Below are 13,448 nucleotides of genomic sequence, written 5' to 3'. Positions count from 1 at the left end.
ATAACAGTCCACTCGAAATCGGTGAGATCAAACCGGCGACGGGTCATCAGAGGCCTCCAAATCAAGGCTTCAGTGAATCAAAATCAAACCGATTTGCAAACCTGGTTTATGAGTGTGCGACCTAGCTACAGCCTCGATCTCGCGTGTGACGTCACCAATGCGCTTCTCTAATTGGCGCAGATCGGTGAACAGATCTGCGAGCAGCTTACGCATTGCCGCCGAAAGGTCGTTTGATTGGTCCTCGAGAACCAGTGGAAGGTCGAGCTTGAACAAGCCTGCGCCCTGGCGAAGAGCGATCCCGTATTCGAGACAGAAAGCTCGCATCTGATTGATCAGGCGCGTTCTTGTACCGATCATCTGATCCCGCACCCGGTGCAAAGCCTGAAGATCGGCTTGTTCCTCGCTTTTGAGTGCAGCAAATCGCATGGTTGGTCGCGTGGCTGCCTCAGCGATCGCCTCCGCATCGATGATGTCGCTTTTGTTCGACTTTACGTAGGGTTTCACAAACTGCGCCGGTATCAAGCGCACCTTATGTCCGAGCGCCTTTATCTTCCTGGCAATCCACTGGGATCCTGCGCACGATTCCATTCCCACGATAGCCGGCGCGGCGCGCTCGAAGAACTTTAGCAGCGTATCGCGTCGGAAACGTACCTTCTGGACTGGCACGCCATCGCTTCCAAGGCCGACGACGTGGAATATATTCTTGCCGATATCAATTCCGTAGACCGCGGCAGGGCGCGGCACATTGCGTTGTGGCATTGCAACCTCCTTCGGTTTGACCGCCTCATGATGCGGCAGGAGGACGAGGCGGACCATCCCATTAATAACACGGCCGTCTCAACGCCGAGAGCCTAACGGCAAATGCAAGCATTTGCCTGTCGGCCAAGGGATGGCCGGGAAAGCAGTGGCATCGCGCGGGGTGAGCATTGCGCTTGCCTGCCGCACCTTCGCGGTCAGCGAGACCTGCTATCGTTACAGCGCCAAGCTGAACGACGAGAACGAGCAGATCGCCGATCTTCTGATCGGACTGACGCGGGCAAAGAAGACCTGGGGCTTGGGCCTGTGTTTTCTTTATCTGCGGAATGTCCGGGGACATCGCTGGAACCACAAGCGCGTATACCGCATCTACCGCGAGATGGAGTTGAACCTCAGGATCAAGCCACGCAAGCGTTTGAAGCGGGACAAGCCCGATGCCTTGACTGTGCCTGAGGCTCCGACCTGGTTTGGTCCATGGACTTCATGGCAGATCGTTTGGAAGACGGCAGGCAATTCCGGCTGCTGAATGTTCTGGACGACTTCAACCGCGAAGGGTTGGGCATCGAGGTGGATTTTTCGCTGCCTGCTGAACGCGTCATCCGCAGTCTGAACCAGATCATCGAATGGCGCGGTAAACCGTTCGCCATTCGTGTGGACAATGGGCCCGAGTACGTCAGTGGCAAACTGATGGAATGGGCCGAAACCCAAGGAATTGCCTTGAGCCACATCCAGCCCGGAAAGCCGCAACAAAATGCCTATGTCGAGCGCTACAACCGCACCGTCCGACACGAATGGCTCGACCAATACATCATTGAAAGCATCGAGGAGGCGCAGGAATTCGCCACACAGTGGCTGTGGACCTACAACAACGAACGGCCCAATATGGGCATCGGCGGCATAACACCCGCACAGAAACTGAAAATGGCCGCGTGAATTCTACTGCGGAGCCCCGTTAAAACGGGGGGATTACCGGCTGACCCGTGCATTGAGAGCGGAAGTCCGCCGGCTTGGCATCAGTCCGGGCGCAGACCAATGGTTGGATCTCATGCCCATAGCATGCCAAGGTAAAGTAACGAAAATGTTTCGATTGCAACGAGATAAAGGGTTACGCCTGTGCCCTTTTACCTCGCTCCTCCCTCTTTTTTGAGAACGTGTCCTCTCATCCTGGTGGGAGACGCCGGCTGCTATCCGCGCCGGCGCAACGACGCGATGTTTTTAAAGTTTGCTTTATCTCTTGTCCGAGTAAACGGAACGCTTGGTCAGGTAGATTAAGCCCGAGAAAATTATCAGGAATACCATCACCATAAACCCGGTCCGTTTGCGTTCCTCGAGGTGGGGCTCAGCAGCCCACATCAGGAAGGCCGACACGTCTCGAGCATACTGGTCGACGGTCTGGGGTGATCCGTCCTCATAGGTGACTTGGTCATCTGAGATCGGTTTGGGCATGGCGAGCGCCGCCGAATGGGCGAAATAAGGGTTGTAGTTCGTTCCCTCCGCGATTTCAAAACCGGCTGGGGGCGTCTCGTCATAACCCGTCAGCAGCGAGTAAATGTAGTCGGGGCCGCCTTCTTGATATCCGACGCCCGGTAGCATGTCGATAAGGAACTGTGGGAAGCCGCGAGTAATGCCGCGTGCCTTTGCGATGAGCGAGAAGTCAGGCGGAACAGCACCATTGTTCGACGCCGCGGCCGCCTCCGCGTTCGCGAACGGCGACGGGAAGTAATCAGAAGGTACGGCCTTGCGGGTGTACATTTCACCATTTGCGTCCGGGCCGTCCTGCACCTCATGGTCCGCCGCGAATGCCTTCACCTGCTCGTCGCTATAGCCTAGATCGGAAAGCGACCGATAGGCTACCATTTTCATCGAGTGACACGCAGAACAGACCTCCGTGTAGATCTTGAGCCCCCGCTGAAGCTGTTGCTTGTCGTAATGGCCGGTGAAGCCCGCGAACGACCAATCCAGTTCCTTCGGATGTTTTAATGGATAATGCGGAGCGGTTGCTTCCGTATGGACAGCGGAGGGCTGCGGGGGCACCTCCTCGGCGTCGGCGGAATATGCGAGGGGTGCTACGTTGGCCAATGCGACGAGCGCTGAAATCAATTTGATCATATGTCAGTTCCTATTGAGCGCATCAACGGTGGTCGCATTGGCCTGCTTTTCAAGCACCGCTTCCGTGATGGAGTTCGGCACACCGCGCGGCGTCTCGACGAGACCAAGCACCGGCATGACGACCAGGAAGAAGGCGAAGTAAAGCAGCGTACAGATCTGCGAGATCGTGGTGTAGAGGCCTTCCGCCGGCTGCGAACCGAGCCAGCCGAGGATGATCGCGTTGATCACGAACAGCCAGTAAGCCATCTTGTACCACGGACGATAGACCGCCGAACGAACCTTCGAGGTGTCGAGCCACGGCAGGAAGAACAGCACGATGATCGCGCCGAACATCACCAGGACGCCGCCGAGCTTGGAATCGATCGGTCCGATGTTGAAGGTGATCGAGCGCAGCATCGCGTAGAACGGCAGGAAGTACCATTCCGGAACGATGTGAGCCGGCGTCTTCAACGGATCGGCCGGAATATAGTTGTCGGCGTGACCGAGGAAGTTCGGCAGATAGAAGACGAAGTAGGCGTAGACGAGCAGGAAGATCGAAACGCCGAGCGCATCCTTGAGCGTTGCATAAGGCGTGAAACGAACCGTGTCCGTCTTCGTCTTGACTTCAACGCCGGTCGGGTTCGTCTGGCCGGTGACGTGCAGCGCCCAGATATGCAGGACGACGACGCCGGCAATGACGAACGGCAGCAAGTAGTGCAGCGAGAAGAAGCGGTTCAGCGTCGGATTTTCGACCGCGAAGCCACCGAGCAGGAACTGCTGCACCCATTCGCCGACCAGCGGGAATGCCGAGAAGAAGCCGGTGATGACAGTCGCACCCCAGAAGGACATCTGACCCCAGGGCAGAACGTAGCCCATGAAGCCGGTCGCCATCATCAGCAGATAGATGAGAACGCCAAGGATCCAGAGGATTTCGCGCGGCGCCTTGTAGGAGCCGTAGTAGAGGCCGCGGGCAATGTGCAGATAGACCGCGACGAAGAAGAACGACGCGCCGTTGGCGTGCATGTAGCGCAGCAGCCAACCGTGGTTGACGTCGCGCATGATCTTTTCGACCGAGTTGAACGCAACGGTCGCTTCGTCGGCATAGTGCATCGCGAGCACGACGCCTGTCAGGATCTGAACGATCAGCATGACCGACAGCATGGCGCCGAAGGTATAGGCATAGTTCAGGTTACGCGGAACCGGATATGCAACGAAGCTGTCATAGACAAGACGCGGCAGCGGAAGGCGCGCATCGATCCACTTCTCAAGGCCGGTTGATGGCTGATAGTCTGATTCACCACTCATTTCGGGCTCCTATCATCCGATCTTGACCACGCCGTCGCTGACGAATTCATGCGGCGGGATCGGAAGGTTTTCAGGAGCCGGGCCTTTTCGGATGCGCCCGGCCGTATCGTAGACCGATCCATGGCAGGGGCAGAACCAACCGTTGTATTCGCCGGCCTGGCCGAGCGGCACACAGCCGAGATGCGTGCAGGAACCGATCATGACGATCCAGTTTTCCTTGCCTTCCCCTGCCGACCTATCGGTCCCAGTAGCTTGGGCGTCGACGGGAAGGTTCGCGTTGCGCGCCACCGGATCCTTTAGCTCGGACAGCGGCGTGTCCGCAGCCGCTTTCACTTCTTCCGGCGTGCGATTACGGATGAACACGGGTTTGCCGCGCCACTTGGCTGTCAGTGACATGCCAGGATCGAGACTGGAGACGTCGACCTCGATGGACGCGAGCGCCAGCGTAGACGCGTCCGGACGCATCTGGTCGACGAACGGCCAAGCGACGGCTGCCGCTCCTACGGCCCCCGCCATGCCGGTTGTCAGGTAGAGAAAATCACGACGGGTCGGCCCACCTGTCTCGTCTTCTTCGCTGCCAGTCATCACGCGTATTTCCTTGAATTTTGTTGAACTTGACCAATCCGACGCTGGGACGGCCAGTCGGTTCTCTACGATCAACACCGTCAAGCCTGCTTGCGCTAGATCAATGACCGTGTCGCTTTGCCTCACTCAGGGAGCTCCATGGCTTGATTTCGATGCAACTTCTGCTAAACAGGTCGTGGAGGTCGAGCGATGGTAGAGCTTGTGAGAAAGGCTCCGGAAAACCGCGGACGGCGCAGTAGTCGCCGGTTCGAAGCGCTCGCCTTTATGATCTTGGCATTCGGAATATGGCCCGTAGTGGCTGTCGGCGTGGTCGGGGGCTATGGCTTCCTCGTTTGGATGTTCCAGATCGTTTTCGGCCCTCCGGGGCCGCCCTCGAGCCATTGAGGAAACTATGCCGCAGCGCACGTCCATGTCTCGGCGACAGTTTCTCTCCGGCAAGGGGCCACTTGATGCGATCCGGCCGCCTGGAACGTCTACCTCACTTCTATCGAGCGCGTGCACCGGTTGCGGGTTGTGCGTCGAGCGACGTCCGACCGGAATAATCGATATGGCTGGCGGGCTTCCGAAGCTCGACTTTCGCAAAGGCGAGTGTACCTTCTGCGGCGAGTGCGCTCAGGTCTGTCCGGAACCGGCATTCTCCCTGCCTGCTTCGCAAACCATACCCCACGTCGCGGTTATCGGAGACGAGTGCCTCGCTGCGAACGACATCGCTTGTCAATCCTGTCGGGACGGTTGTCCGGAGGATGCCATACGTTTCCGGCCGCGTATTGGCGGTCCGTTCCTCCCTTTCATAGTTACCGATCGCTGCACAGGCTGTGGAGCGTGCGTCGCATCGTGTCCCGTGGACGCGGTTGAGATGCAGCATCGATTGCCGGAGGATGCGCATGCCTAATCCAACGACCCGTTATCACATATCCAGCGCCGTTGTCGCCACGATGCCAGCGTTCACTGCGTCTGTCGGCGGTGCGCTTGCAAAGATGTCAGGCGTCGAGATTCGCGGCGTCGCGAACGGCAAGTTCGTCATCGTTATTGAAGGATTCAGCACCGGGGAGCTCGGAACGACGCTGACAGGCATCTCGCTCCTTGAGGGCGTTATCGCGGCGAATATGGTTTTCGAACATGTCGAAGAGGAGATGCAGGACGATGAGCGGAGAGTTCAACAGGCGTGATGTTCTGAAGGCTCAGGCGGCGGCACTGGCGGCGGCGGCTGCGGGCGTGACTCTTCCCGCTGCCGCTCAGCCAGTCCCTGGTGGCGTGACCGCCCTCGAAATCAAGTGGTCAAAGGCTCCTTGCCGCTTTTGCGGAACCGGTTGCGGCGTGATGGTCGGTGTCAAGGCCGGACAGGTGGTGGCGACCCACGGAGACATGCAGGCGGAAGTCAACCGAGGCCTCAACTGCATCAAGGGATACTTCCTTTCCAAGATTATGTACGGCGAGGACCGCCTGACGCGGCCCCTCCTGAGAAAGCGCGACGGCGTCTTCGCGAAGGACGGAGAGTTCGAACCGGTAAGCTGGGACGAAGCCTTCGACGTGATGGCCGCGCAATGCAAAAAGGTATTAAAGGAGAAGGGGCCGACGGCAGTAGGCATGTTCGGCTCCGGTCAGTGGACCATTTTTGAAGGCTACGCCGCTACGAAGCTGATGCGCGCGGGCCTCCGCTCCAACAATCTTGACCCGAACGCGCGGCATTGCATGGCCTCCGCCGCTTATGGGTTCATGCGCACGTTCGGCATGGACGAGCCCATGGGCTGCTACGACGACTTCGAAGCTGCTGACGCCTTCGTGCTCTGGGGTTCGAACATGGCCGAGATGCATCCGATCCTGTGGACGCGTGTAGCCGACCGGAGGCTCGGCCAGCCGCACGTACGTGTGGCCGTACTTTCGACCTACACGCACCGGAGTATGGACCTGGCCGACATCCCGATTGTCTTCAAGCCGGGAACAGATCTTGCCATCCTCAATTACATCGCAAACCACATCATCCAGACCGGACGGGTGAACGAGGCCTTCGTGAAGGACCACACGAAGTTCGCGAAGGGCGTCACGGACATTGGCTACGGGCTGCGCCCTGACAATCCGCGTGAGCAGGAAGCTGCTAATTCCGCAGACCCAGGAAAGACTGAACCGATCGATTTCGATGTCTTCAAGCAGCACGTTGCGGAATACACTCTCGAAAAGACTTCAGAACTCACTGGCGTCGACCCCGAGTTCCTAGAGCAATTGGCGGAACTTTACGCCGATCCAAACCGCAAGGTGATGTCACTCTGGACAATGGGTTTCAATCAGCATGTTCGCGGCGTCTGGGCTAACCAGATGGTCTACAACCTTCATCTATTGACCGGAAAGATATCGGAGCCTGGCAACAGCCCTTTCTCGCTTACGGGCCAACCGTCCGCCTGCGGAACTGCGCGCGAGGTAGGCACGTTCGCGCATCGCCTCCCAGCCGACATGACCGTGACCAATCCTGAACATCGCAAGCATGCAGAGGAAATCTGGCGGATACCGCACGGTATCATTCCCGAAAAGCCCGGCTACCACGCCGTCCAGCAGGATCGCATGCTTAAAGATGGCAAACTGAACTTCTACTGGGTGCAGGTGAATAACAACGTCCAGGCCGGCCCCAACACCAGCAACGAGACCTGGCAGGGCTATCGAAACCCCGAGAATTTCATCGTTGTATCCGACGCCTATCCTACAATTACCGCCATGAGCGCCGACCTGATCTTGCCGGCAGCGATGTGGGTGGAGAAGGAGGGCGCCTACGGAAACGCCGAAAGGCGTACGCACGTGTGGCACCAGCTTGTTCAGGCCAAGGGCGAAGCTCGATCGGATCTCTGGCAGCTTATGGAGTTCTCAAAGCGCTTCACGACGGACGAAGTTTGGCCGAAAGAAATCTTGGACGAACATCCCGAATACCGCGAAAAGAGCCTTTTCGACGTCCTTTTCAAGAACGGTGAAGTCGACCGGTTTCCGCTTAGCGAGGTGGACGCCGAGTATGACAACAATGAAGCCAAGGCCTTCGGTTTCTACGTCCAAAAAGGTTTGTTCGAGGAATACGCTTCGTTTGGCCGCGGACACGGGCATGACCTCGCGCCTTACGACATGTACCACCAGGTGCGTGGACTGCGGTGGCCGGTCGTCGACGGCAAGGAAACCCGATGGCGGTATCGCGAAGGATACGATCCTTATGTGAAGCCTGGCGAGGGTGTAAAATTCTATGGCCAGAAGGACGGCAAGGCAGTCATATTGGCCGTCCCATATGAACCCCCTGCGGAATCTCCCGATGAGGAGTTCGACTTCTGGCTAGTCACGGGGCGTGTGCTGGAACACTGGCATTCCGGCTCGATGACGATGAGGGTCCCTGAGCTGTATAGGGCGTTCCCCGGTGCCCGATGCTTCATGAACGCTGAAGACGCCCGCAAGCGCGGCATCAATCAGGGAGCAGAGGTCCGCATCATCTCAAGACGGGGAGAAATCCGGTCCCGGATCGATATCCGGGGAAGAAACAGGATGCCTACCGGCGTGATCTTCGTTCCTTGGTTCGATGCAAGCCAGTTGATCAACAAGGTGACGCTCGACGCCACCGATCCCATCTCCAAACAAACGGATTTCAAAAAATGCGCGGTCAAGATACTCCCCGCCGTTTGAAGCGGCCCGGATGGATGGCGGTAGCGGCAAGCCTTCTGGTCTTCCTGACGACGGCGTCCGTTGCCCAAGTCATTCAGCAGACGGTCCCTCAGCTTGAGGGGCCGACCCCGTCGATGGAAACCGGCGAAGCGAAGCCCCTTCCCAAATGGATTGTCGACGACCAGCGAAGAATGCGCGCTTATCCCGATCAGCCGCCGATTATTCCGCATTCGATCGAAGGCTACGAGCTTTCTGTCAATGCCAACCGTTGTCTCTCATGTCACAAGCGGGAGTTCACTCAAGATAGTGGGGCGCCGATGATTAGCGTGACCCACTACATGACGCGCGAGGGGCAGATGCTGGCGGACGTTTCTCCGAGACGTTACTTCTGCACTGCATGCCATGTACCGCAGGCGGATACCCAACCTCTCGTGCCGAGCGAGTTCAAGGACATGAGCGAACTGGGCGTCAGGCCCGCGGGGAGCGAGTAACGATCATGTTCGGATGGATCAGGAAGATCGTTATATGGTGCTGGTCGATTATCATCACTCCGGCTGCCACCATAGGCCTGGGCGTCCTGACACTGGGTGGGTTCGTTGGCGGCGTTATGTTTTGGGGAGCCTTCAATACTGCGCTCGAACTGACGAACTCAGAGAAGTTCTGCACGTCCTGTCACGAGATGCATGACAACGTCTATCAGGAACTGAGCCGAACGATCCACTTCTCCAACCGGTCGGGTGTCCGAGCAAGCTGCCCAGACTGCCACGTCCCTCACCAGTGGACCGACAAGATCGCGCGCAAGATGCAGGCCTCGAAGGAGGTCTGGGGAAAGATCTTCGGCACGATCAACACGCGGTCCAAATTCCTTGAGAAGCGGCTCGAACTCGCACAGCACGAGTGGGCGCGAATGAAGGCCAACGATAGCCTCGAGTGCCGGAACTGCCATGCATCTGTCGCCATGGACTTTCAAAAGCAGACCCAGAGGGCCGCGGAAATTCACACGCGCTATCTGCTGCCTGGTAAGGCGACGTGCATCGACTGTCACAAGGGGATCGCCCACGAGTTGCCCAACATGGACGGCGTCGATCCCGGCTGGAAGATGCCGAAGGAGCTGGAAGGCAAGAAGATGGCGCGTCAGAGCCCCATCGACGATCTCCAAGAGGCTGTGCAGCGTGCGCATCTTGAAATGGCGGATGGCGCCGACTGATCCGTCGCGATGTACAGCCGCGCCGATCGCCAAGCTCGCGATTTTGCGACAACATGGGACAGCCAACTACGGCTGCTTACAGGTGCGCTGAAGCCGCATCGGAAGCGCCCTCGCGGCCTTCGACGATTTGCCATTGACAGATAGGAAGCTCTGTTCGGGTCTTAAGAGGGCGCCAACGAAAAGTTTCAGCGTTATGTTGATCGGTGCGATGCACTCAGCGAACTGACCGGATTTGATCAATGCGCAAGCATCACCGGCATCCGGCTGTCCTCGATCATCCCGCGCGTCGTTCCTCCGAACAGAGACTGCCGCCACCTCGGATGATTGTATGCTCCCATAACGATAAGGTCGGCAGAGACGTCGAGCGCGTGTTGGCGCAGGATCTCGTCGGCCTGACGTCCACCACTCGCGATGCGATCGACCTGCACTCTTACACCATGCCTCGCCAGGTAGGCCGCGACGTCGGCTCCAGGCTCCTCGCCGTTCGCGGCCATGCGGGCGACCGGATCCACCATCGTGACATAAACGGTCTCAGCGTGCTTTAAGACGTCGATCGACAGTCGTGCCGCTCGCGGAGCCTCATTGCTCGAATCCCACGCAAGGATAATCGATTTTGCATGGGGTGCAAGCTCGAGTTCTGAGCGGTTGATAATGATGGGCGTGGGCGATTGGAAAAGAGCGCCGTCCAAAATACGCTTTCGGAGTTCTTCGTCGCGGGCAGCTTCCCGGCCAATCAGAACGAGGTCCACGTACAGGGCGCGCTGGGCGATATCGTCGTCCGCCCAAGCGAATTCCGTATACAGGTCTTGGACCTCGTAGGAAAGGTCCGATTTCGAAAGCTGGGTGCGTATCTTCCCCGCCTTTTGCGACAGCTCATCGATCTCTCTCTGACGTTGATCGATCCAGATCGTGGAGACCGCGCTGTATTCGCTGAACACGGGGGGCTGTCCTAAAGAGACCACCAAGCAGGTAAGGTGAGCTTTACGGGCAGCGCAGAACGCGATTGCGCTCTGGAGATCACCTTCGAATCCAGTACTGCTGAGAATTGCCAATATTGACTTCATTGTCATGATGACACCTCTTTTGTCCGAGAAGGCTCAGGATATACGCAAACGGTCTCCAACTCTTTGACCTTCATCAAAGTGCGGACGCAAGGAAATGGATTAAGCTGGCGCGAACGGATGTCTTGGACCGGCTTGTGCCGGTTTAAGCGAGCGCAACTTTCCAAAGGAAGGAGGATCAGGCATGCTCTCGACAAAACGCGACGGAAAGCAGGGTGGAGAACGCTTTCCCATACCCACGGAAGGCGAGTGCGTATTTCGGAAGAACGGGACAGTCGTTTCACTAAATCGCGGACAGTGGCTTCACTAATTCCGGGACAGCATGGTGTGGTCGATTTTCGCCTGCCTGGTTGAAGTCATGAGCGATTGATTTCGCCGTTTTCAGCGCCGGTCAAGTGGGATGGTGTTTTTTGTCGTCGCATGCTGTCGCCTTCAAGGGCGATGCGGTGAGCATTATGGATGATCCGATCGAGGATTGCGTCTGCGATGGTCGGTTCTCCGATCATGTCATGCCACTGGGCTACGGGAAGCTGCGCGGTGATGAGCGTCGATTTCCGACGATAGCGTTCCTCGAAGATTTCCAGCAGGTCGAGGCGTTGTTGATCTGTGAGCGTGTGGGTTCCCCAGTCGTCGAGGATCAGCAACTGGACGCGGGCGAGCTTGTCGACCAGGCGTGGAAAGCGGCCGTCAAGCCGGGCAAGACCCAGGTCCTCGAACAGACGCGGCATACGCAGGTAGAGGATGGAATGGTCGAGCCGGGCAGCCTGGCGGCCGAAGGCGCAGGCAAGCCAGGTTTTCCCCGTGCCGGTCTGGCCGGTGATGATCATGTTCTCATGTGCCTTCAGCCATGCCCCTTGCGCAAGCGACAGCGTGTTTCGGCGGTCGAGACCACGATGAGCGGCAAAGTCGATGTTCTCGATGCAGGCGTCAGGGAACCGGAGCTTGGAAGCTGCAAGCCGATTGGTCAGGCGTTTGTCGGATCGCAGAGCCGTTTCCCGATCGAGCATCAGGCCGAGCCACTCGTCTCGGCTGAGATCGCTGCTGTTGTTCTGAGCGGCAAGTTCGCGATAGGCCGTTGCCATTCCGGCAAGGCCAAGGGCCTGCATCTGATCGAGGGTTGGATGTGTCAGCATGGGTCTTTCCTTTCCTTCACTGGTAATAGGAGCCGCCGCGGATATTGGTGTGCGGCGGGGTGGGTTTTGCCGGGTCTGTCTGGGGTTTGGTCCGATCGAGACCGGATTTGAGAATGGCGGCGACAGAGGAATAGGTGATGGAGTTGATGACCAGCGCCCGCTCGCACGCCGCTTCCAGGCGATCCGTCTCGTAACGGCGGGCAAGGGACAGAATGCCGAAGGCCGAGCGATATCCTTGTTCGGGATGAGGACGATCGCGCATCATCCGCTCGACCAGAATGGCGGTGTTCACCCCGATCCTTGCCGCCTGGTTCAAAAGCGATGCCGGCGTCGTGTTTGCATAACGCTGGTGGGATTTGGGCATGTGCTCGTTGACCGTGACATGCCCGGATCGCTGAGAACGCCTGATATGGCTGGCAATCCGCTTGTGATCGAGGAATATCTCGACCACCCGGTGGGTCAGGCGCACATCAACCTGTCGGCCGATCAAGCGGTGCGGCACAGAGTAGAAGGTCTTGTCGACCTCGACATGGTAATCGGGATGGACCTTCGCCGATTTCCATTCCGCATAGTCGAACGGCGTTGCTGGCAGCGGCGCAAGCGCCTTTCTCTCCACCTCCTCGAACAGGTCTCGGCGCGACTTTCCGATGTGGCGCATCGGGCGGTTGTTCAAGTCGTCAAGCAGAACCGAGATCGCGGCGTTCAGATCAGCCAGACTGAAGAAGCGTCGGTTTCTGAGACGAGCCAGTATCCAGCGCTCGACGATTAGCACGGCACCTTCGACCTTGGCTTTGTCACGCGGCTTGCGGCTTCTGGTCGGCATGATGGTCGTATCGTAATGTTCGGCCATGGCAGCGAAGGTGGCGTTGAGCGTGGGCTCAAACCACAGCGCCTTGGCGACGCCCGCCTTCAGATTGTCGCACACAATCGCCTTCGTGACGCCGCCGAAGAAGCTCAGCGCCCGTTCCTGGCCCTCGATCCAGTCCGGCAGTTTCTGGCTAAGGCTGGCATAGGCGAATGTCAGCGACGAGGCGGGAAGCATCGCCACGAAGATTTGCGCCGAATGGATGACGCCGGTCGAAGGGTCGATGATGGGGATGGTGTGGCCGGCGTAATCGGTCTGCATCACCGCACCCGCCTCATGACGGTTGCGGAACGTCGCGTGAGCGCGGCGTTCGAAGACGGCAAAACGGTCGCAAAACCATGTGTAGCCGTAGCCGTCGGGATGGCTCGCCCTGTATTCCTGCCAGAGCAGCGTCAGGGTCACACCCTTGCGCTTCAGCTCGGCGGAAACGGACCGCCAATCGGGCTCGACCAAGTCCTGTGGCGGCCGGCCAACGCGCCGGAAAAGATGTCGCTCCAGCGCGGCATCGTCGTCGAGACCCGCAGGTAACGGCCAGACCGAAAGTCCGGTCTCCCTCGCCCGCAACAGATACGTCGCCACAGAGGTTTTGCTGATCTTCAGGCGTTCCGAAACGGCGCGAACCGAAAGGCCTTGTTCATGCGTCAGCCGCAGTATCGATCGAATGTCTTTCACTGTCGTTCGTCTCGCTTGCTTCGTATCCGTCCGGGCAAGGCCGTCTTGTAGAAATCATGAGATTTGGCACTGACTGTCCGTATTGACGTCAATAGGGACAGTGCGGAATGGAGCGGCTTGAGATTATCGATAGCGGCCGGCGGCGGCGG

13 protein-coding genes and 1 pseudogene are annotated in these 13,448 nt (G+C 58.3%); 7 read left to right on the top strand and 7 right to left on the bottom strand.

Going from position 1 to position 13,448, the window contains the following annotated elements:
* Positions 1–69 precede the first annotated feature (69 nt).
* Positions 70–759, bottom strand: a complete 690-nt coding sequence (locus GVL52_RS27270; RefSeq protein ID WP_244619311.1) for an IS110 family transposase — start codon at positions 757–759, stop codon at positions 70–72.
* A 130-nt stretch (positions 760–889) separates the two neighbouring features.
* Here GVL52_RS27270 and GVL52_RS27265 point away from each other — a divergent pair.
* Positions 890–1,689: pseudogene (locus GVL52_RS27265) on the top strand (IS3 family transposase); the annotation flags it as partial.
* A gap of 294 nt (positions 1,690–1,983) precedes the next feature.
* On the opposite strand, the gene GVL52_RS27260 reads toward GVL52_RS27265, so the two are convergent.
* Genes GVL52_RS27260 through petA form a run of 3 tightly spaced genes read right to left on the bottom strand, consistent with a single transcriptional unit; the run spans position 1,984 to position 4,734 of the window.
* Positions 1,984–2,865 (bottom strand): cytochrome c1, encoded by an 882-nt coding sequence (locus GVL52_RS27260; RefSeq protein WP_160012549.1) that lies wholly within the window; start codon positions 2,863–2,865, stop codon positions 1,984–1,986.
* A 3-nt stretch (positions 2,866–2,868) separates the two neighbouring features.
* Complete coding sequence (locus GVL52_RS27255; protein WP_160012548.1) at positions 2,869–4,149, bottom strand: cytochrome b N-terminal domain-containing protein; 1,281 nt, start codon at positions 4,147–4,149, stop codon at positions 2,869–2,871.
* A gap of 12 nt (positions 4,150–4,161) precedes the next feature.
* Complete coding sequence (gene petA, locus GVL52_RS27250; RefSeq protein WP_160012547.1) at positions 4,162–4,734, bottom strand: ubiquinol-cytochrome c reductase iron-sulfur subunit; 573 nt, start codon at positions 4,732–4,734, stop codon at positions 4,162–4,164.
* A 189-nt stretch (positions 4,735–4,923) separates the two neighbouring features.
* Here petA and napE point away from each other — a divergent pair, with 189 nt between their 5' ends.
* The 6 genes from napE to GVL52_RS27220 are packed head-to-tail and all read left to right on the top strand — an operon-like array spanning position 4,924 to position 9,568.
* Complete coding sequence (gene napE, locus GVL52_RS27245) at positions 4,924–5,118, top strand: periplasmic nitrate reductase, NapE protein (protein WP_160012546.1); 195 nt, start codon at positions 4,924–4,926, stop codon at positions 5,116–5,118.
* A gap of 7 nt (positions 5,119–5,125) precedes the next feature.
* Entirely contained in the window at positions 5,126–5,626 is a 501-nt protein-coding gene (gene napF, locus GVL52_RS27240; protein ID WP_160012545.1) for a ferredoxin-type protein NapF, read from the top strand.
* Complete coding sequence (locus GVL52_RS27235; protein ID WP_160012544.1) at positions 5,619–5,903, top strand: chaperone NapD; 285 nt, start codon at positions 5,619–5,621, stop codon at positions 5,901–5,903. The genes napF and GVL52_RS27235 overlap by 8 nt, the downstream gene beginning before the upstream one ends.
* On the top strand, positions 5,878–8,382 hold the full coding sequence (gene napA, locus GVL52_RS27230; RefSeq protein ID WP_160012543.1) for a periplasmic nitrate reductase subunit alpha: 2,505 nt from the start codon (positions 5,878–5,880) through the stop codon (positions 8,380–8,382). Before GVL52_RS27235 ends, napA begins: the two co-directional genes overlap by 26 nt.
* Positions 8,352–8,852, top strand: a complete 501-nt coding sequence (locus tag GVL52_RS27225) for a nitrate reductase cytochrome c-type subunit (RefSeq protein ID WP_160012542.1) — start codon at positions 8,352–8,354, stop codon at positions 8,850–8,852. Before napA ends, GVL52_RS27225 begins: the two co-directional genes overlap by 31 nt.
* Before the next feature lie 5 nt (positions 8,853–8,857).
* The gene (locus GVL52_RS27220) at positions 8,858–9,568 is read left to right on the top strand and encodes a NapC/NirT family cytochrome c (protein ID WP_160012541.1); all 711 of its coding nucleotides are present in this window, start codon (positions 8,858–8,860) and stop codon (positions 9,566–9,568) included.
* 236 nt (positions 9,569–9,804) lie between these two features.
* On the opposite strand, the gene GVL52_RS27215 is transcribed toward GVL52_RS27220, so the two are convergent.
* The 3 genes from GVL52_RS27215 to istA form a co-directional block, all read right to left on the bottom strand.
* Positions 9,805–10,638, bottom strand: coding sequence for a universal stress protein (locus GVL52_RS27215; protein ID WP_160012540.1), 834 nt, complete (start codon positions 10,636–10,638; stop codon positions 9,805–9,807).
* Positions 10,639–10,985: 347 nt separating this feature from the next.
* Complete coding sequence (gene istB / locus GVL52_RS27210; RefSeq protein ID WP_065279981.1) at positions 10,986–11,762, bottom strand: IS21-like element helper ATPase IstB; 777 nt, start codon at positions 11,760–11,762, stop codon at positions 10,986–10,988.
* 16 nt (positions 11,763–11,778) lie between these two features.
* On the bottom strand, positions 11,779–13,299 hold the full coding sequence (istA, locus tag GVL52_RS27205) for an IS21 family transposase (RefSeq protein ID WP_160012539.1): 1,521 nt from the start codon (positions 13,297–13,299) through the stop codon (positions 11,779–11,781).
* Positions 13,300–13,448: the final 149 nt, after the last annotated feature.

Source organism: Rhizobium sp. 18055 (assembly GCF_902706285.1).
In the GTDB taxonomy this organism is placed as follows: domain Bacteria; phylum Pseudomonadota; class Alphaproteobacteria; order Rhizobiales; family Rhizobiaceae; genus Rhizobium.
Note: the sequence above shows the minus strand (reverse complement) of the source record. Positions and strands in the feature narration are given on the sequence as shown.